Genomic DNA, 18696 nt, shown 5'->3' on the forward strand with positions numbered 1-18696 from the left:
CGGGATAAGATTTCTTGCAAATAAAAAAGGACAAGATATTAATCTTATCCTAAGTCTCTTATATAAATTATTTCTTTGTATAATAGGTTGCCTTTCCAATACCATGTCTCTCAATTATATCTTTTTCTAATAATTCTTTTAGAGATTTTTCCACAGAGGACTTACTAATTTCTGGAGTAAGCTCCATTATTTCACTCTTGGTAAATTTTCCAATTTTTTTATCAATAGCATTTAAAACTTGATCAAGTGCTGATAACTTTGTGTCGAAAATATTTACTCTGTCTTCAAAATCTCTATAGGCAGCAAGTATAATAGCCAAAATATATTTTATAAAATATGTTGAATCTTCACTATTATCATGCCAATTTACACCACTTTTTTCCAGGGCAAGATAGTAATTTGTCTTAGTTTTTTCTATTTTTTCTTCAAGACTTATATATCTCCCTACAACATACCCTAACTTGTATAACAACAAAGTTGTTAAAAGCCTTGACATCCTTCCATTCCCATCGTTGAAGGGGTGAATGCACAAGAAGTCGTGGATAAAAATTGGAATAAGTATTAGGGGGCTTACTTCTCCCTTGTCAATTTCTCTATTGTACTCTTGGCAAATTTTTTCAATTGCTTGTGGAGTTTCAAAAGGGTCAAGAGGCTTAAACCTAACTATAGTCTCCCCATCTTTTTTTGTTTCTGAAATATAATTTTGCGAATTTTTATATTTTCCACCAATTGATTTATTTGAAAATTTGTAGAGGTCTCTATGAAGTTGTAAAATTATTTTTGAATTTATTGGGATATATTCGAAAGATTCATGAATTGTAGAGAGAACTTCCTTGTAACCTAGTATTTCTTCTTCATCTCTATTTTTGGGAGCAACTTTTTTCTTAACTAAGTCCTTTATTCTGGAATCAGTAGTTCTTATCCCCTCAATTTCATTAGAACTTTGGGTACTCTGTATAATAGCAAGTTCTACTAGATTATCGAGAACTGTCGGCTTCTGACTTAAGTATAATTCTTGCCTTCCCTTATACTCGCTAATTTGTGAAATATAATTTAAGATTTCAGCATCCCATTTTTTTTCTTTCAATAAGCTATAATCAAATTTACGCATAAAAACCTCTCTTTTCGCATAAATTATACCATATTTTATGCGAAAAAAAATATTTTTATGGGTAAATTTTATCCTGCGAAATAATATAAACCCTCTATCGGAACAATAAAAAATGGTCTAGCCAAAGCTAAACCATTTTACTTTTAAATATTTTTACACTCCCCAGTGCTACTCCTATTTATTTTTTAAAATGTTATACTTCCCAAGACTTACATCTTAAATAGAATTTCGTTTTCTATATAGATGTGTCTTCTCATGTCCTCGTCAAGTTCTCCCATAAGCTTGTTAAGCTCCTTGATTTCTGGCTCTTCTGCGTTCATCTTGTAGTCACGAGTTAGGTACTTGAGCCTGTCAAAGAGGCCAATAGTTTTTTCGTGTTCTGCAAGTAGGTTTTCAAAGTCAACCTTCTTGCCTGCAAGGGCATCTTTGAATTCATACTCTTCTTCGCTGGAAAAGTGTGAAACGAGTTCTGCCTTGATAAGAAGGAGGACTTCATATATTACAAAAAGTTGCTCTCCTCTTTCCCTGTAATATTTTTTAATTGCTCCCCTAAAGATTTCGTCAATTTTTTCTGTTGTAGCAAGTTCTTGTGGATGAATTTCTTCTACAATGTAGTTGATTAATTCTTCCTTAGACATCTCCCTAACCCTGTCCATGTCCTTGAAGTCAGCTTGACCTTCAACTTTTTTGATAAATAGGTCATAGTTTTCTCCTAGAGACTTTAGGGCTTCTTCAAGGCTTTCCATAGCTATAAAGTCGTATTCTCCTCCAAGCTTTTGGATTTCCTTTAAGACTTTTGGGTTTTCCATTACTGCAGCTTCAACTGTCATATTTCTTTCTAACATAATTCCTCCTAATTATTTATAGAATTTAAAAATCCTCTTACTTCCTCTTCACTTGTCCTGTAATTTGTCACAAGTCTAATAATAGACTCCTTGGCATTTTCTATTTCAAAAATATTTTCTTTTTTCAATTTTTCAATTTCTTCTGGGCTAGATTTTATAAAAACTTGGTTGGATTCAGAAAAGACTGGGTCCCTTCCCAGGTCCTTTAGACCTTCAACAAGCATTCTTGACTTGTCATAGGCCCTCTTGGCATTTTCATAATAAAGTCCATCTTGGAATAAAACCTTGAAGGACAAGCCAATTAAGAAGGACTTTGCCATCATGGCTCCCCTTTGTTTCAAGTAATACCTAAAATCTTTTTTCAAGTTTTCATCTAAAATCACTAGGGCTTCACCAAAGATTGCCCCATTTTTTGTTCCACCAAGGGAAAAGATGTGAGAATACTTGGCGTAGTCAGATAAGCTACTAGAATTTGCAGCCATGGCGTGGGCAATTCTTGCCCCATCAATATAAAGATACAAGTTTTTTTCCTGGCAGACTTCATAAATTTCTTTAATCTCATCTATTGTATAAACTGTTCCCACTTCAGTAGTTTGAGAAATGTAGACAACTTTTATCTTTACATCAATTTCTCCTGGCTGGCCATCGATAATTTGTCTAATTTCATCAGCCCTTAACTTGCCATCAGATGTCTCTAGCGTCACAACCTTGTGTCCTGTGGCTTCGATAGACCCAGTCTCGTGGTGGGTTATGTGGCCAGTCGATGCAGATAAAACTGCCTCATAGGGTCTTAGACCAAAGGTCGTTGCCAAAATATTTGTAGCAGTCCCTCCAGACACAAACTCAATGTCTGCTTCTCTTTCAATTTCTCTTAAAATTAAATCTTTAGCTTCCTTGGAAATTTCATCAGTCCCATAGCCAGAAAGCTTTTTATCAAAAATCCTCTCTATCTCTTGATAGATTTCTTTGGATCCAAAATCACTGTAGTCATTTCTAAAATTATTCATAAGCCACCCCACCCTCTTATTACCCCTTATTATATAATATATGTAAAATTTTACCAAATAGGGTACAATAGGAGATGAGGTGTTATAATGAACAGTCACGGCGCAAATGTTTTTGAAATTGCAAAGGTCGAAGGCATAAAAATTGAAGATATTAGGGATTTTTCTTCCAATATAAATCCACTGGGACCATCTAAGAGGGCTCTTGAAAGTCTTAAAGAAAACCTAAATTTACTTTCAACTTATCCCGACGTGGACTACGTGGACTTAAGAAGAGCTATATCTTCTTACGCATCTTGTGATGATAAAAATATTGTACTTGGACTTGGGTCTACAGAAATTTTAAAGGATGCAATTCACTATTTTGCCCCAAAAACTTCTATGATCTTATCGCCTTGTTACTCTGAGTATGAGAGGGAATTAAGGAAAATTTCTTCCTACATAATCGAATACAATTTAGAAGAAAAAAATGATTTTAAGATAAATCTTGATGAGCTTATAAAAACTATAAATGAAAAAGATGTTGAGTTTTTAATTTTTGCAAATCCCAACAACCCTACTGGAACAATTTTAAAAAGATCTGAAATTGAAAGAATTTTAAAGGAAACTGCTGCAAAAGTCTTGGTGGACGAAACTTATATTGAGTTCACAGACATGGCTACTTTCTCCTCATCATCTTTGACAAAGTCCTACGACAAGTTAATCGTCGTGAGGGGGACTTCTAAGTTCTTTGCCCTTCCTGGCATAAGACTTGGCTATGGACTCACATCAAATCATGGACTTTTGAAGTTTTTTAAGGACAAGGAAGTCCTCTGGCAAATAAATTCTGTGGCAGAAATCTGCGGCAAGGTCATGTTCTCTGATGAGGCCTATATGAGAGAAGTCCACGACTTTATAAGGACTCGCAGGGAAGGTCTTTATAAAGAACTTACAGATATTAAAGACCTAAGGGCCTTCGAGTCCTATGGCAACTTTGTTTTGGTAAAGATTTTAAGTGGACCTGACGCAAGGATCCTTCGTGATAAACTCATGAAAAAGGGCCTTGTTGTAAGAAACTGCGAAACTTTTAAAAATTTAGATAAATCTTATTTTAGATTTTGCATCTTAGATGATGATTCCAATGAAAGACTAATAGAAAACCTAAGGGAAATTTACCAAGAGGTGAAATAAATGAAAAAAATAAAAAATCTACTTTTAAGCCTTGGTCTTATACCACTTTTAATAAGTCCAACCCTTGCAGCTGATGAGAAGCTTGCGCCTCAAGTGGTTGAGATAAAGGTGGAAGAAGTTAAGGCAAATGCAGAAGATAAAAACCCACAAAATACCTTGGACAAAAAAATTGAGGAGGCCCACGAGGTCAAATCAAAATCTGATTCCAAGAAAAATCCATCGCCTTCCTACTCAGCATGGGCTGTAAGGGACCTTAGCGATGCCCAATTCATGGGAATCCTACCTGCCAAGAGCTTTTATGAAGGAAGGGACTTTAGAAAAGCTGTGGCTCTTGAAGATGCAAGAGAAACTTACAAGCTTTCTAAAGATAAACTTGAAAAAAGTGGACTAAAAACTGGTGGAGACTTTGCCTTCAAGGACTTAAGTCGCCTTGAAGTCTTAAATTCAATTTCAAAACTTTTAAACAAAAATACCTTTGATATAAAGGACCTGAGAGATTCTAAAATATTCTTGGGCTCAGCTGACGAAAAATACTTAAAGGAAAAAATCCCCTTCCAGGAGATGATTTGCCTCTACAAGAGGGCTGTTAATAAGGTCCTCCAAGATGCAGGCAAGACTTCTAAGGGCTTCTTCTATGAAGTTAACAACAAGGGAAATAAAATTTACATGCTGGGATCTATCCACGTGGGCAGAGACTGGATTTATCCTATTGATGAGGAAATTTTAAATGCCCTAAAGTCTTCCGACAAGCTCTTTATGGAAATTGACACTACAAACAAAAAAGAAGCTAAGAAGATGGAAGAAAAACTCTATTACAAGGATGGAAAAAACCTAAAAGATGACCTAGGCGATGAACTCTACGCAAGAGTCCTAAGAATCTTCAAGGGCTTTGGCTTAACTGAAGACAAGCTAATTAAGCTTAAGCCATGGGCAGTTTACAACACCCTATCTCTTGACCCAAGGCTTGATGCTCCTAAGACTTCCTTTGGAGTTGAATCCTACTTTGTTGCCATGAGTCTCTTAAATAAAATTGAAATTGGAGAGCTTGAGTCCATGGAGTTTCAAGCAAATCTCCTTGCAAATTTTGACCAAGATGCCTATATAAAGATGATTGAGTCTGTGACTAGCGAGATTGAGCGAAATGGCTACAAGAATATAAATGAGGGAGTGGACAAGATGCTCCTTGCTTGGTCAGCTGGCGACAGGGACAAGATGAAAAAAATCCTTTCAAGGCCTGGCGATGAAGCTTCAGAAAAGTTTAACGAGGCCCTCTTAAGTGAAAGGGACAAGAAGATGGCTCAAAAAATTGACGCCATGTTAAAGAAAGATGGCAAAAACACCTACTTCATCCTAGTTGGATCAGCCCACCTTGTACCAGAAAATTCTGTGACAGGAATTTTGAAAAATATGGGCTATGAAGTAATTGAAAAATAAAAAATTTCTAAAAAATAAGACGAGGTCATGAGACTTCGTCTTTTTATGTGAATTTTTATAAAATTTAATCTTAATCTTCAAGTGATTCTTGGATACTTTTTATATTTTTATAGAGCCTTCTTATCTCAGCAAGTCTTTTTCTATTATCTGCACCTGACTCTAGTTCAGCAAATTCTGTTTGAACATCAAAAGCAAGATCGAAAATTTCCTCACTTTCTTTTTCAATCTCATCAGCATGATCCAAAAGAAAATTCTCGGCTCTTCCTGTACTTCTAACTGCATCACCATTTCTAAAGTTTTTTAAATCTTCTTCTATTTCCATTAAAAAATTATCAATGGCAGTAGCCATAACCTAGTCATCCCTTCTTTACAAGAAAATAAGTTTTTATTATCTTATAAAAATTTATTTGCCTATCATTTCTCTCAAGATAACTTCGTCTGTCTCCCTCATGCCTTCCATGGCAATGTGGCCCACAGTTTTTATCATCTCGTCTATGTCGCCCTTGACGATTCCGTCGCCTGCCTTAAAAGAGTTGCCCTCCTTGGCTTGTTTATATGCCAAGAATCCCATCTTTAAGCTTGATGCAATTTTTATGGCACAGGATTCTTTGGCTCCGTCACAAATTAGGCCAGAGTTTGTTGCAAGAGCATTGGTTAAAGTTGCCTTGACTATATTCCTGTCCTCATCTTTCATAAAGGCAAGACCACAAACTGAAGCACAGCCTGCAGACACAACTCCGCAGTAGGCTGAAAGTTCGCCGATTCCTTCCTTTATATAAAGACCAATTAGGTTAGCAAAGATTAGTGCCCTATAAAGTTTGTCTTTTGGAATGTCGTGGTCTTTGGCATAAATAATTATTGGGACAGAAACTGTAATACCTTGGTTGCCTGATCCAGAGTTGATGACAACAGGCTTTTCACAGCCAGACATACGGGCATCTGACCCTGCAGCTGCGTAAGCCACAAGCTTTTCAGAATACTTGTCTCCTGCTTCTTCAAGGACCATCTTGCCAATATTTGCTCCCCAAGGATTTTCGATTCCCTCCTTGGCAATGGCGTAGTTGTACTCAATTTCCTTGTCCAAGACATCAATAATGTCATCATAATTTCCATTTTTTGCAAAATCATAAATCTTGTCAAAAGATAGGTCAATCTTATCTTCTTCCTCAAGCTCTTCTTCCTTCTTTTCAAAAAGAATTTCATCATTTAGACTTTCAAAAATAATATTTGTGTGGAAGTCCTTGATCACTACTCGAGAAGTTTTTTCTCCCTTTTCCATGGATACGTCAATGTAAAGACCCTTCTTCTCATGAAGAAGTTCTATGTCGCATAGTCCTTTTTTTATTAAATCGTCTAAGTATTCAAGCTTTGACTTGTCTACATCAGATAAGACTTCAAGTTTTTTTGTATAATCCCCTAAGAAGGCTCCAGCTGCAAGAGAAATTTCAATCCCCTTTCTCCCATCAGTACCTGGTACCTTAACGCTATTTACATTTTTTATAATATTGCCCGATAACCTGGCTGTGATTCTCTCTGGGTCTTCTCCTAGGATGAATCTTGCACGACTTGCTGCAAAAGCCAAGGCTATGGGCTCAGTACAGCCAAAGGCTGGCACCATTTTTTCCCTTAAATATTTATTATAGTCCATAAAAATCTCCTTATTTTTTCTCTATATTCATTATAACAAAATGAAATAAGCTTTTCCTATTATTAAATATATACTTTTAAATTTTTACCTATAATACTAAGAAATAGATTTTATAATTTTATTTGTGTATAATATCAATTAGGAAAACATTTTATACAAAGGAAATATCGCAGTGAAGAGAAATAAAAATAGCTTACTTGTTTTTATAATACTGGTAATTCTTATATATGGAATTTTACAAGTTTTTGGCATAACTTGCCCAATTAAATTTATAACTGGAGTGTCTTGCCCAGGTTGTGGTATGACTAGGGCCTATCTTAGTCTCCTAAGATTGGACTTCAAGTCTGCCTATTATTATCATCCCCTATTTGTTCTCCCAGCCCTTGGACTTATTATTTATATATTTAGGGACAAGTTCTCAAAAAAATTTTTAAGAGGACTAGAGATTTTCTTTGTTCTTGTGTTTTTAATTGTTTATGTTTTTAGGATGATGGACCCAAATGACACCATCGTTGTTTTTAGACCCTATGAATCCATCTTCTACAAGATTTTTAATTTTTTGAAAGAATTGATGAGGTGACTTATGTTTTGTATTAAGTGTGGCAACAGGCTAGACGAGCATATGAAGTTCTGCGACCAATGCGGTGCTCCTGTCCCAGTAGATCCCGACAAACTTGAGGCCAAAAAGGAAAATTTAAAGGAGTTTAAGCCTCCAATAATTGATGAGGATCCCATGGACCTAGTACCTGAGGAATTTGAAGAAAAGCCTTCTGAAAGCGAGAAAGTTAAAGAAGAAATTGCTGAAGAGATTAAGGAAGACTTGAGTCTTTCAAGAGAATCGCAAAAAGAAGACTTATTTAAGGAAGAAAAAGTAGAAAAAGTAGAAATAGTTGAGGCTCCAAAAATCTTAGATGCCCCTCTTGATGAAACTGTAAAAGTTCCAGAGATCTTAGATAGAGAAGAGGATAAGAATCCTCCAAAGCTTGAAGTTCATAAGGAGATAATAAGACCAAGTGAAGATTTAAAAGAAAATTCTTCACAAAAACAAAGAGTAAAGGAAGAAAAACCTTATAAAGAAGACTTCACTTATAATAAAAAAGAAAATTATAATGGAGAGGCAGGCTTAAGTCCTGTAAAAATAATTGCTCTAGTCTTTATGATTGTAACAGGCATTGCCTCTGTAACAACAATCCTTGCTTTCTTTGGATTTTTCTTCTCATTTATAGGAGGTTTATTATGATGGGATTTTCAAATTTTTTATATTTTTTATTTAGTCTACCCTTCCTAGGAGGCATGGCTATATCCTTGGTTTTTATGACCTTCTCCCTCTTTTCAATTTTTAAAAATTGGAACACTGGCAGGAACAAGGAATTATTTAACGGCCTTTTAATTTCAGGTATATTTTTATTAATTACAAATGTATTTTTATTCATAATTTCCAAGATTTTCTATTACGGGGGCTTCTATGGTAATTTTTACCTAGTTATTGTTGCACTTGTAGTTATAGGTCTTATTTATTTTATTGGAAACAGCAAGGAAAGAATTTATCCCGATAATTATTTTTCAAATATTTCTAATGTAGAATTTTTAAAAAGAGAACTTAACGACTCTATTAATGTTTTTATTTCAATATTTGACAAGAGCAAGAGTGATTTCCAAGAAAAATCTGAAGCCAAAAAGGCTCAAAAGTTTGAAAGTTATAAAAATCAAAATACTTATAACAACAATAATAGCAACTATAACAACAATTATAATAATTCAAACAACTATAATAATGCAGGCTCCTACAATGCTTACAATAATTATGGAGGAAATCTTGGTCCAGCTCCCTTTAGGGGCTATGTAAAAGACGACTGGTCTTTTCCATTATATGTACTACTATCCTTTATAACTTGCGGATTTTATCACTATTACTTGATATACAAGGCAGCTGAAAGTGTAAATATTGTCTGTGCTGGAGATGGAGAAGAGACAAGTGGACTTTTAAAATTCTTTTTCTTTGGAATCCTAACTTGTGGCATCTATTGTCTATTCTGGGAATTTAATTTTATGAATAGGACCCAAGCAAATGCCCCAAGATATGGAAGAAATATTCCTGATAATGGCGGAAGTTTTTTGCTATGGATGATAGTTGGTTCCTTGCTTTGTGGAATTGGTTTCTTCTTCGCTTGGTACTTGTTCTTTAAGAATTTAAATGCAATTTGTAGGGCTTACAATATGGAATACGCAAATGCAAATTAATTTATAAGTTAATAAAAAATTAGACCTAGACTTCACATAATCTAGGTCTTTTTTCATCATCTTTTTCAATTTTTAAAAATTATTATTCTGCTAATAATTTTTTTCCAAAATCATCCGCGTAGAAGGCTGCTTCTACAAATTTTTCTTCACTTAGAGCTTTTTCTGATTTTTGCCATTCTGTTGTTTCATAAACTTTCTTTGCCATTTCTCTTACGTCATCCCTTGTTAAGCCAATTTCTTCAAGGGTTACTGGTAGACCTAACTTCTTGTTAAATCTTGCAAGTTTTTCAAACTCTTCATAGTTTTTGTCGTAGGCATGAAGGACTAAAACTCCATAGGATACTAGGACTCCGTGAAGGTATTCTCCCTCTCTTTTTACTGATGTTGATACATTGTAAAATACATGAGCAAGAGATGAGTTGTAATAATACTTATCTCCATTTGTTAAGTTTGATACATAGCCAGTGTTAACTAGGATATCTGTTGCAACTTCTTCAACTGCCTTTGATGCCTTGTTTTCTCTTACGTCCTTAAGTCCTTCTTCGCCATATTTTAGGAAGGGCTCTTGGCAAGTCTTGGCAATGCTAACTCCCATGTTAGCCACAAAGTCTAGGTCTTCTAGTCCCTTTGTCGCAAAGAGAACTTCTGGCTGTTTGCTAAGTCCATCGCCAATGCCTGCCCAGAAGTATTTTTCTGGCGCTTCAGCAATTGTTTCAACTTCAACAAACATGTGAACTGGTGCTGGGATTAATTCATATCTTAGGAAGGATTCGTCATCATTATAAACTACTGCAATGGCAGTACCCCCTGCACAGTTGGAGCAAATTGTTGGGAAGGACATGGAAGGTTTATTTAAAAAACCTGCTAGAACTTTTCCTGTGTCTAGTGCCTTTCCTCCTCCTACTGCAAAAATTACATCTGCCTTTTGGACTTCTTCCTTTTCCATTAGGGCATTGATGTTGTTTAGGGTACATTCATGTCCATAAACGAATTCGCCAAGGACTTCTACGCTTGAACCCTTTAAGCCATCTCTAATTTTTTGTGAAACTGCCCCAAGGGCTCTCTTGCCTCCAACTAGGACAACTTTTTTGAATCCGTATTCTTCTACTAACTTGCCTAGTCCTTCATATCCCCTTTGTGATACGCTGTAATTTGTCATCTTAACTGTTCTCATCTTTTTTCTCCTCTGATTAATCTAATACAAATTCTCTTCTAACTTCTGGTTGTAAATACTTTTTATTTTTGTAATATCCTACTGTTGTAAAAGGAAGGACTATAAATAATATTGCTATATAGCCACAATAACCGTAGCCGTATTTTATTATATTTGTAAGACCTGCCATTGATATTGCCATTGATAGGACAAGTATTCCCACTGCAAGTCCAAATCTTCTAAGTTCTAGGGATTCAACTTTTCTTAGGGCCTTTGAATTTTCAAATCTTGAAACAAAGCCAAAGATTATTGAAACTCCAGAAGACAATAGGCAAAGTACAAGGGATATCACATAAAATGCAGTCATCCACTTAAAGCCCATGGCATTTGTAGATGTAAGGGTTGGTATAACTTCTCCTCCTTCTAGGCCTGTGTAGTAACCTCTCCAAACCAAGAGCATAAGAACTGAAAGTCCCAGTGCCAAGGAGTTTATTAGGCAAGATAGTTTCATTGATTTTGAAACTTCTCTCTCACTATTTAAAACTCTTGAACAGGAAATCATGGAAGGTATTTGCACACATTGAAATCCTGCATAGATAAATCCGTTAAATATCGCCTTGTCTAGGTTTGAAAAACCTGTCTTTGAAAAGTTACTTGTTAAAACTCCTACTAGGTCTCCCTTAAAAGATCCAACTAGATAGATTAAAACTGAAGTAACAAGGATCACCATTCCCATTAGTGTTCCCACATTTCTTACAAGTCTTTCGCCAAATATTGCTAGCATAAGAGTTAATACACTAACCCCCAGGACTGACAAGCCGTAGTTGAAATTAAAAAATTCCTTTAGGGCTGAAGCAGATCCTGATATTGTACTTGCTATTACCATCACTACCATGATGTAGTAAAATCCTTCAAAAACAAGTTCCAACTTGTCAAAGGGATGGTAGAGGGTTTCAAAAAGTTCCTTGTAGGACTTTAAACCTCTTGAGTTGTACATTACAATTGCTTCTTTAAGGGTCCAAGTCAAAAGGACCATTGCAACCACAGCTGACACAAGTCCAGACCAACCAAGCTTTACAAAGTATGTATTTGCTTGGTTACCTGTTGCAAAACCACCACCAGCGTGTGATGCAAAAAGTACAAATGCTATTGACATAGCAGGCGACATTCTTACTAACTTCTTTTTCATTTTTTTCCTCCTTGGGCACCTAATAAAAAAACCCCGTCTCTTTATATACAAAGAGACGAGGTTAATAAACTCGCGGTACCACTCTAATTCATCTTAATGATGCACTTATCCAATAATGAACTTCTCTGTAACGGGAGACCCCGAAAAAACCTACTTATTTCTGTTCAGCCTTCCTGTTCCGTGGCTAGTGTTCAGTAAATTCCTTAATTTGCCTCTCAGCTAATGGCAATTCTCTGTAAAAAATTTCTCTACCTACTTTTCCACTTCAAAACATTTGAAATAAAAATTAAATTCTTGATTCAAAAGAATTTTTTAATTTAAATGGTATTTTAAATAATACAAAATAAAAAGTCAACAGTATTTTTAAAAAATTTTTTAATATTATAAATTATTGTTCAAAATAAATACAAGTTTACATTGCTGGAAAGTTGTAAAATCTTTGTTTTGTAAGGTCTAAGTATAGAGGCTAATTTTCTAAAAAATTTATAAATTTAATTTTAAAATCATAAAAGTATTTGCTTCAAATTAATTTAAACTCATAAGTTCATAAATAAAAATACAAAAAATTTATATTTAAATAACAAAAAGCCAGATCTACTTTTAAGGTAAAACTGGCTTATAAATAATAAATTTTAAAATCGAAAAACTATTTTGCCCAATTCATCGAATATTTTACAGCTTCGTGCCATCTTGCCATCTTTTTGTTTCTCTCGTACTCATCCATTTCTGGGTCGAAGCACTTATCTATGGCATTGTTTTCTCTTATTTCGTCAATGTCCTTCCAAAATCCCACAGCAAGTCCTGCCATGTAGCAGGCTCCTAGGGCAGTTAATTCTACAACCTTTGGCCTTTCAATGTGGACGTCAACTATGTCAGACAAAAATTTCATCAGGAAGTTGTTCTTGCTGACTCCACCGTCAACTGTTAGGGACCTGATTTTTGTATTTGAATCCTCCTGCATTGCCCTTATTACATCGCAAGATAAGTAGGCAATTGCTTCTAAGGCAGCCCTTACAATGTGATACTTATTTACAGACCCTGTGAGCCCAACTATAGACCCCCTTGCATATTGATCCCAGTAGGGTGCACCTAGACCTGTGAAGGCTGGTATAAAATAGCAGTCATTGGTGTCTTCCACCTTATTCGCCATGTATTCAGAGTCATCTGCCTGGTCAATTATCCTCAAGTTATCACGCATAAAGTCTATACATGAACCTGCTTCAAATATAGATCCTTCAAGAGCATACTTAATTTGCCCATTCATAGCCCAGGCTATAGTTGTCACAAGTCCATTTTGTGACCTAATTAGCTCATCTCCTGTATTCATTAGGATAAAGGCACCTGTCCCAAAGGTAGACTTTGCCATCCCCTTTTCAAAGGATGCTGTACCAAAAAGTGATGACTGCTGGTCGCCAATTGCCCCTGCTATAGGAATTTCACAGCCAAGGTACTTTGACTTGCACTTTCCATAGACTTGGCTAGAATTTTTTATCTCTGGAAGCATGGACCTTGGTATGTCAAAAATCTCAAGAAGCTCATCGTCCCACTTCTTCTCTTTTATGTTAAAGAGCATAGTCCTTGAGGCATTGGTGTAGTCTGTTATGTGGACTTCTCCATCTGTTAGTTTATAAATGAGATAGGTCTCAACTGTACCAAAGAGGAGGTCGCCCCTTTCTGCCATCTCCCTTGCTCCTTCCACATTTTCCAAAATCCACCTAATTTTTGTGGCAGAAAAATAGGGGTCAATAACAAGACCTGTCTTTTCCCTTATAGTTTCTTCCAGGCCTCTTTCCTTTAATTCTTCACAATATTTTGAAGTCCTCTTACACTGCCAGACAATTGCATTGTAAACTGGCTCCATGGTCTTCTTGTTCCATACAATTGTTGTTTCCCTTTGGTTTGTTATACCAATTGCTGCTATGTCCTTGGGGTCAATTTCCTTCCTGGACATGGCTTCCACTGCTGTACCAATTTGCTTGGACCACAAGTCGTCTGGCTCTTCTTCTACATAGCCAGGCTTTGGAAAGTGCTTGATAAGGTCCTTTTGGGCAACAGAAACTGGATTTCCCTTTTTATCAAAAATTATAGTTCTAGCAGATGTTGTACCTGCATCAAATGCCATTATGTATTTCATCTTATCACCAATTTAATTATAACATTTTTAATATTTTTTTCTTTTTTTTTACAAATTATGTGTGAATCATAAGCTTGCAATTTTTAATTTACAATTTTTTATTTTTAATTAGTGACAAAGCACTAACTAATAAATTATTATTTTTTTTGATTTTTAAAATCACGAAAAAAAGTGCCGGACTAGCCGACACTTTTTTTCTTTATTTATTTTCTTTTTCTTTGTCTTCTTCTTTAGCTTTTTCGTCGATTCTCTCAACAGAAACAGTTTCTATAACGCCACCGCTTGCCATCTTGACAATTTGGAAGATGTATTCGCCATCGTCGACAATAACTCCAACTTCTGCTTCTTCTGCATTCTTAATAAGAAGACCAGCTACGTAACCACCAATTGTTGTAGTCTCGCCTGCCTCAATATCAAATCCATACCTCTTGTTTAGGATCTTCACAGGAGTTGATGCAGAGTATTCATTATCTTCTCCTTCTGCGTCCATATTTACCCCTGTCAACAAGAACTTCCTAACAGCGAAGAGTACTGCTATGGCTATAGTTGCTATAAGTAAATCAAGCATGTTGTCAGAGTAAACTAACATCTTTCTAGAAATTACAAGCAAGATCAAGTGAATGATGTTGGTGTCTGTATGTGCAATCATAAGTACCACAAACTCTATGGCTATTACTAGCAATAGGACGTGGGATAGAAAATTTTGAAATATTTCATAAGATAGACCAGCATCACTTGTAAGTATCTTGAAATAATACTTCATAATATCTGGCACTGAAACTATTACGCCAGCTATTAGCAGAACTGATACAACTATTTCAAAGGTATTCACTAATTTCAAAAGTGTAACCAGGTATCTATTTCTATTCATTATACCTCCATAGTCTTAGCGACTTCTTTTCTCATCTTTTCCAAGACCTTCTTCTCAATCCTTGAAACTGTCATTTGAGAAATATTTAATTTCTTTGCAATTACAACTTGGGTCTTCTTGTTAAAGTATCTGTCAATTAGAATAGTCCTCTCAACTTCGTCTAAGTTCTCCATAGCCTTCTTAAAGAAGTCATTGGATTCTATCTTGTCAAAGTAGGCTTCTTCCACTCCAATTAAGTCAGATAGGTTGACTTCACTTTCATCTCCAGATTCATAAGTTACATCGAGAGATTGTGGTGTATAAACCTTGGATGCCTCCATTGCCTCCATGACTTCTTCTGGTGTTGAGTCCAAATACTCTGCAATCTCGTCTATAGTAGGAGTCTTTTGATACTTTTGTGCAAGGCTCACAGTTGCATTGGAAATTTTCTTTGAAAGTTCTTGGATTCTCCTTGGGACCCTAATAGTCCAACCATTGTCCCTAAAATATTTTTTTATTTCTCCAATTATTGTTGGAGTGGCAAAGGAAGAAAATTCAAATCCCTTTTCAGGGTCGTATCTTTCAATGGCATAGATTAGACCAATTGATGCCACCTGGTAGATGTCGTCATAATCTATTCCCCTGCCTGTATATTTTTTAGATAGGATTTCTGCAATGTAAAGGTGTTCCTCTATAAGGATATCTCTTATTTCTTGATCTTTTGTCTCGTGATATTCCTTAAAGAGGTCCTTTCTCTCTTCCTTTGTTAGTCTTCTATCTAAATTGTTGTATTCTTTTAAATTCATAGCAGACCCTTATAATTTTTTAGATAAAATAAATTTACTTCCATCAAAATGAGATTCATCTACAAGACAGTCTATAATAGTCTTTGCAAGAGATAGGTCTTCAGATGCTTCTAATTTTTCCTCGCTAATTTCACTTACACAAATTTTTATATTTTTATCTTCTTCTATTTCAAAGACCAAGTCTATGTGGTCATCTTCAGTTAACTCGTGACAAATATTTAAACTTTCTGTCACAGCCATTTTTATATCTTCTATTTCTTCAATATCCCTATTTAGGATATTTAAAATGCCAGAAAGCATAAGCCTAACTGTAGAAAAATATTTGGCGTCATTGGGTATTTGATATTTTAAAGTATCCATATTACCCCCTGATTTCAAACATATCTTCAAGTTTTGTTATCTTAAAGAGTTTCATTATTGAAGGATTTAGGTTTTCAATTACAATTTTATGGTTTTCTTTTTCCACTTCCTTTAGGATGTAGATAAGGGAACCAAGACCTGTTGAGTCTAGGTATTCTAGCTCTTTACAGTCAAATAAAATATCCTTTTTATCCTTTTCATAAAACTTTATAGTTTTTTCCTTGAAATTTTTTGTATTATAAACGTCAAGTTCTCCCTTTGGATACAATACTAAAAATTCATCAGTATTTTTTGCCTCTAATTTAAATTCCATAAGGCCTCCTAGTCTCCAATATAATTTGCAACAGCTACAACTTTTGCATCTGTCAAATTCATAAGTTTAACACCAGATGTGTTTCTTCCTTGGACTGAGATATCTTCAGTTAAAATTCTTATAATAATTCCAGAATTTGCAATTATCATAACGTCGTCTTCTTTTTCCACAACAGCAGCTGATGCAACATCTCCAGTTTTCTTAGTAATCTTGTAAGTTAGAAGTCCCTTTCCACCCCTGTTTTGTGGTCTGTATTTATCTATTTCAGTTAATTTTCCATAACCATTTTCTGATATAACAAGAAGGTACTTGTCATCTACTACAAGATCAGATGAAACTACAATGTCATCCTTATCAAGGTCCATGGACTTAACTCCCATGGAGTTTCTTCCAGATTTTCTAACTTGTTCTTCATTAAATCTAATTGATAGACCCTTTTTAGTTACAAGTATTACATCTTCATCATCTTTAGTCAAATGAACGTCGATTAATTTGTCGCCTTCATTTAATTTTATAGCAATGATACCAGATTTTCTAATATTTTTATAATCCTTAAATGGTGTCCTCTTAATAAGTCCCTTTTCAGTTACCATTAAGAAGTTAAGGTCTGGGTCATATTCCTTAACAGGTATTATGGAAGTTACCCTCTCATCTTCATCTAAGTCAAGTAGGTTAATTATAGCTGTACCCCTTGATGTCCTAGAGTCTTCTGGAATTTCATAAGCCTTTAACTTAAAGACATTTCCAAGAGATGTGAAGAATAAAATCATATCATGAGTAGATGTGACAAATAATTCTTTGACAAAGTCCTTGTCCCTCATATTGCCAGAAGAAACTCCCCTGCCACCTCTTTTTTGTGGCTTATAAGTTCCCTCACTCATTCTCTTGATATAACCAAATTGAGTAAGAGTTATAACAACATCCTCTTTCTTTATAATATCTTCGATCTCTATGTCAGTTCTAGCATGTGAAATGACAGTTCTTCTTAAGTCACCATATTTTTCTTTTATTTCAAGAAGTTCTTCCTTGATTAGGTTCATAAGAACATCATTATTTTCTAAGATTTCCTTAAACCACTTGATATCAGCTTGAAGTTTTTCATATTCAGCTTCAAGTCTATCTCTTTCAAGTCCTGTAAGTCTTCTAATTCTCATATCCAAGATAGCTTGAGATTGTTCTTCTGTTAATTTAAATTCTTCGTAGAACTTTTCCTTTGCTTCCTTGTCGTCCTTAGATCCCCTAACAATTTTTATAATCCTATCAATATTGTCAAGAGCTATAAATAGACCTTCAACTATGTGGGCTCTCTTTTCTGCCTTGTCTAAGTCAAACTTTGTTCTTCTAGTTACAACTTCAACTTGGTGGTCTACATAATATCTAATAATTTGCTTTAGGTTTAGGATTTCTGGTCTTCCATTTACTAAGGCAAGATTGATAATTCCAAAAGTTGTTTGCATTTGAGTATTTTTGTAAAGTTTATTTAAAACAACTTCTGCGTTAGCATCTCTTTTTAGTTCAACAATTATGTTGATGCCCTTTCTATTTGAGGCATCAGTAATATTTGAAATCCCATCAATAACCTTGTTCTTTGCAAGTTCTGCAATCTTCATAATAAGTGCAGACTTGTTCACTTGGTAAGGAAGCTCTGTTATTACAATTTTTTCACGATTGTTCTTAAAGGATTTGATTTCAGCAACTGCCCTTACAGTTATCTTTCCTCTTCCAGTTTCGTAGGCTTCCTTTATCCCTTCAGTTCCCATAATTTGAGCGCCTGTAGGAAAGTCTGGTCCCTTGATTATTTGGTTAAGTTCAGAAATTGAAATTTCATCGTTGTCAATGTAGGCTATGATTCCGTCAATGGCCTCATTCATGTTGTGAGGAGCCATATTTGTTGCCATACCTACGGCAATACCAGAAGATCCATTTACCAAGAGATTTGGAAATCTTGCTGGAAGTATTGTAGGTTCCTTTTCATTTTCATCAAAGTTTGGAACAAAATCAACAGTTTCCTTATTTATATCCCTTAGCATTTCTTCTGCAAGCTTAGTCATCCTAACTTCTGTATAACGCATAGCCGCAGCCCCGTCACCGTCAATGTTACCAAAGTTACCTTGGCCATCAACTAGGGTATATCTTGTGTTAAAGTCTTGGGCAAGTCTAACTGTTGCTTCGTAAATAGATGAGTCACCATGAGGGTGATACTTACCCATTACATCCCCAACAAGTCTTGCTGACTTTCTGTAGGGTCCATTGGATGCAAGATTAAGTCCCTGCATTCCATATAAAATTCTTCTGTGAACTGGTTTTAGTCCATCACGTACATCAGGAAGTGCCCTTGCAACAATTACAGACATTGAATAATCAAGATAAGAAGACCTCATCTTTTTATTAATATCTACATCAAGTATTCCTGATTCTATAATATTATTTTCACTCAT

General features: G+C 35.2%; 18 protein-coding genes and 1 other annotated feature. Of the genes, 5 read left to right on the top strand and 13 right to left on the bottom strand.

Annotation, left to right across the window (positions count from 1 at the left end; translation table 11 throughout):
• Nucleotides 1-67: 67 nt before the first annotated feature.
• From M9426_RS04480 to M9426_RS04490, 3 genes are all read right to left on the bottom strand, one after another.
• Nucleotides 68-1111: a Fic family protein gene (locus M9426_RS04480; RefSeq protein WP_250342602.1), complete on the bottom strand. Its 1044-nt coding sequence runs from the start codon at nucleotides 1109-1111 to the stop codon at nucleotides 68-70.
• Between the two features lie 209 nt (nucleotides 1112-1320).
• The gene (locus M9426_RS04485) at nucleotides 1321-1956 is read right to left on the bottom strand and encodes a hemerythrin domain-containing protein (protein ID WP_250342603.1); all 636 of its coding nucleotides are present in this window, start codon (nucleotides 1954-1956) and stop codon (nucleotides 1321-1323) included.
• Nucleotides 1957-1964: 8 nt separating this feature from the next.
• Nucleotides 1965-2963, bottom strand: a complete 999-nt coding sequence (locus M9426_RS04490; RefSeq protein WP_250342604.1) for a threonine aldolase family protein — start codon at nucleotides 2961-2963, stop codon at nucleotides 1965-1967.
• 87 nt (nucleotides 2964-3050) lie between these two features.
• Here M9426_RS04490 and M9426_RS04495 point away from each other — a divergent pair, with 87 nt between their 5' ends.
• Nucleotides 3051-4130, top strand: coding sequence for a pyridoxal phosphate-dependent aminotransferase (locus M9426_RS04495; RefSeq protein WP_250342605.1), 1080 nt, complete (start codon nucleotides 3051-3053; stop codon nucleotides 4128-4130).
• Nucleotides 4131-5564 carry a TraB/GumN family protein gene (locus M9426_RS04500; RefSeq protein WP_250342606.1) on the top strand — a complete coding sequence of 478 codons (1434 nt, stop codon included), beginning with the start codon at nucleotides 4131-4133 and terminating at the stop codon, nucleotides 5562-5564.
• 70 nt (nucleotides 5565-5634) lie between these two features.
• Here M9426_RS04500 and M9426_RS04505 read toward each other — a convergent pair whose 3' ends face one another.
• Together M9426_RS04505 and M9426_RS04510 are read right to left on the bottom strand one after the other, a co-directional pair.
• Nucleotides 5635-5913 (bottom strand): hypothetical protein, encoded by a 279-nt coding sequence (locus tag M9426_RS04505; protein ID WP_250342607.1) that lies wholly within the window; start codon nucleotides 5911-5913, stop codon nucleotides 5635-5637.
• A gap of 54 nt (nucleotides 5914-5967) precedes the next feature.
• Nucleotides 5968-7212 carry an L-cysteine desulfidase family protein gene (locus M9426_RS04510; protein WP_250342608.1) on the bottom strand — a complete coding sequence of 415 codons (1245 nt, stop codon included), beginning with the start codon at nucleotides 7210-7212 and terminating at the stop codon, nucleotides 5968-5970.
• Nucleotides 7213-7384: 172 nt separating this feature from the next.
• On the opposite strand from M9426_RS04510, the gene M9426_RS04515 reads away from it, so the two are divergent.
• The 3 genes from M9426_RS04515 to M9426_RS04525 are packed head-to-tail and all read left to right on the top strand — an operon-like array spanning nucleotide 7385 to nucleotide 9453.
• Nucleotides 7385-7792, top strand: coding sequence for a DUF2752 domain-containing protein (locus M9426_RS04515; RefSeq protein ID WP_005955180.1), 408 nt, complete (start codon nucleotides 7385-7387; stop codon nucleotides 7790-7792).
• Nucleotides 7793-7795: 3 nt separating this feature from the next.
• Nucleotides 7796-8452: a zinc ribbon domain-containing protein gene (locus M9426_RS04520; RefSeq protein ID WP_250342609.1), complete on the top strand. Its 657-nt coding sequence runs from the start codon at nucleotides 7796-7798 to the stop codon at nucleotides 8450-8452.
• Nucleotides 8449-9453: a DUF4234 domain-containing protein gene (locus M9426_RS04525; RefSeq protein WP_250342610.1), complete on the top strand. Its 1005-nt coding sequence runs from the start codon at nucleotides 8449-8451 to the stop codon at nucleotides 9451-9453. Before M9426_RS04520 ends, M9426_RS04525 begins: the two co-directional genes overlap by 4 nt.
• 82 nt (nucleotides 9454-9535) lie before the next feature.
• Here the strand turns inward: M9426_RS04525 and M9426_RS04530 are convergent, their stop codons facing one another.
• The 8 genes from M9426_RS04530 to gyrA form a co-directional block, all read right to left on the bottom strand.
• The gene (locus tag M9426_RS04530; protein ID WP_250342611.1) at nucleotides 9536-10627 is read right to left on the bottom strand and encodes an iron-containing alcohol dehydrogenase family protein; all 1092 of its coding nucleotides are present in this window, start codon (nucleotides 10625-10627) and stop codon (nucleotides 9536-9538) included.
• Between the two features lie 16 nt (nucleotides 10628-10643).
• Nucleotides 10644-11795 carry a YkvI family membrane protein gene (locus tag M9426_RS04535; protein WP_250342612.1) on the bottom strand — a complete coding sequence of 384 codons (1152 nt, stop codon included), beginning with the start codon at nucleotides 11793-11795 and terminating at the stop codon, nucleotides 10644-10646.
• Nucleotides 11796-11843: 48 nt separating this feature from the next.
• Nucleotides 11844-12073 (bottom strand) — a binding site (T-box leader).
• Between the two features lie 368 nt (nucleotides 12074-12441).
• On the bottom strand, nucleotides 12442-13929 hold the full coding sequence (gene glpK, locus M9426_RS04540) for a glycerol kinase GlpK (protein WP_250342613.1): 1488 nt from the start codon (nucleotides 13927-13929) through the stop codon (nucleotides 12442-12444).
• A 199-nt stretch (nucleotides 13930-14128) separates the two neighbouring features.
• Nucleotides 14129-14800 carry an HlyC/CorC family transporter associated domain-containing protein gene (locus M9426_RS04545; RefSeq protein ID WP_250342614.1) on the bottom strand — a complete coding sequence of 224 codons (672 nt, stop codon included), beginning with the start codon at nucleotides 14798-14800 and terminating at the stop codon, nucleotides 14129-14131.
• A complete protein-coding gene (locus M9426_RS04550) occupies nucleotides 14800-15585 on the bottom strand; it encodes a SigB/SigF/SigG family RNA polymerase sigma factor (RefSeq protein ID WP_148464934.1) in 786 nt (261 codons plus the stop codon). The genes M9426_RS04545 and M9426_RS04550 overlap by 1 nt, the downstream gene beginning before the upstream one ends.
• A gap of 9 nt (nucleotides 15586-15594) precedes the next feature.
• On the bottom strand, nucleotides 15595-15945 hold the full coding sequence (locus M9426_RS04555; RefSeq protein WP_060799931.1) for an ATP-binding protein: 351 nt from the start codon (nucleotides 15943-15945) through the stop codon (nucleotides 15595-15597).
• 1 nt (nucleotide 15946) lies between these two features.
• Nucleotides 15947-16258 carry an STAS domain-containing protein gene (locus M9426_RS04560; protein ID WP_250342615.1) on the bottom strand — a complete coding sequence of 104 codons (312 nt, stop codon included), beginning with the start codon at nucleotides 16256-16258 and terminating at the stop codon, nucleotides 15947-15949.
• 8 nt (nucleotides 16259-16266) lie between these two features.
• Nucleotides 16267-18696, bottom strand: coding sequence for a DNA gyrase subunit A (gyrA, locus tag M9426_RS04565; RefSeq protein ID WP_250342616.1), 2430 nt, complete (start codon nucleotides 18694-18696; stop codon nucleotides 16267-16269).

Origin of the sequence: Peptoniphilus genitalis (assembly GCF_023614525.1) — a bacterium.
GTDB lineage: Bacteria > Bacillota > Clostridia > Tissierellales > Peptoniphilaceae > Peptoniphilus_A > Peptoniphilus_A genitalis.

Coding starts and splice junctions, on each gene's coding strand:
- M9426_RS04505 (WP_250342607.1), bottom strand. CDS start 5,913: ATGGCTACTGCCATTGATAATTTTTTAATGGAAATAGAAGAAGATTTA.
- gyrA (WP_250342616.1), bottom strand. CDS start 18,696: ATGAGTGAAAATAATATTATAGAATCAGGAATACTTGATGTAGATATT.
- M9426_RS04550 (WP_148464934.1), bottom strand. CDS start 15,585: ATGAATTTAAAAGAATACAACAATTTAGATAGAAGACTAACAAAGGAA.
- M9426_RS04495 (WP_250342605.1), top strand. CDS start 3,051: ATGAACAGTCACGGCGCAAATGTTTTTGAAATTGCAAAGGTCGAAGGC.
- M9426_RS04510 (WP_250342608.1), bottom strand. CDS start 7,212: ATGGACTATAATAAATATTTAAGGGAAAAAATGGTGCCAGCCTTTGGC.
- M9426_RS04480 (WP_250342602.1), bottom strand. CDS start 1,111: ATGCGTAAATTTGATTATAGCTTATTGAAAGAAAAAAAATGGGATGCT.
- M9426_RS04530 (WP_250342611.1), bottom strand. CDS start 10,627: ATGAGAACAGTTAAGATGACAAATTACAGCGTATCACAAAGGGGATAT.
- M9426_RS04500 (WP_250342606.1), top strand. CDS start 4,131: ATGAAAAAAATAAAAAATCTACTTTTAAGCCTTGGTCTTATACCACTT.
- M9426_RS04485 (WP_250342603.1), bottom strand. CDS start 1,956: ATGTTAGAAAGAAATATGACAGTTGAAGCTGCAGTAATGGAAAACCCA.
- M9426_RS04535 (WP_250342612.1), bottom strand. CDS start 11,795: ATGAAAAAGAAGTTAGTAAGAATGTCGCCTGCTATGTCAATAGCATTT.
- M9426_RS04520 (WP_250342609.1), top strand. CDS start 7,796: ATGTTTTGTATTAAGTGTGGCAACAGGCTAGACGAGCATATGAAGTTC.
- M9426_RS04560 (WP_250342615.1), bottom strand. CDS start 16,258: ATGGAATTTAAATTAGAGGCAAAAAATACTGATGAATTTTTAGTATTG.
- M9426_RS04490 (WP_250342604.1), bottom strand. CDS start 2,963: ATGAATAATTTTAGAAATGACTACAGTGATTTTGGATCCAAAGAAATC.
- M9426_RS04555 (WP_060799931.1), bottom strand. CDS start 15,945: ATGGATACTTTAAAATATCAAATACCCAATGACGCCAAATATTTTTCT.
- M9426_RS04545 (WP_250342614.1), bottom strand. CDS start 14,800: ATGAATAGAAATAGATACCTGGTTACACTTTTGAAATTAGTGAATACC.
- M9426_RS04525 (WP_250342610.1), top strand. CDS start 8,449: ATGATGGGATTTTCAAATTTTTTATATTTTTTATTTAGTCTACCCTTC.
- glpK (WP_250342613.1), bottom strand. CDS start 13,929: ATGAAATACATAATGGCATTTGATGCAGGTACAACATCTGCTAGAACT.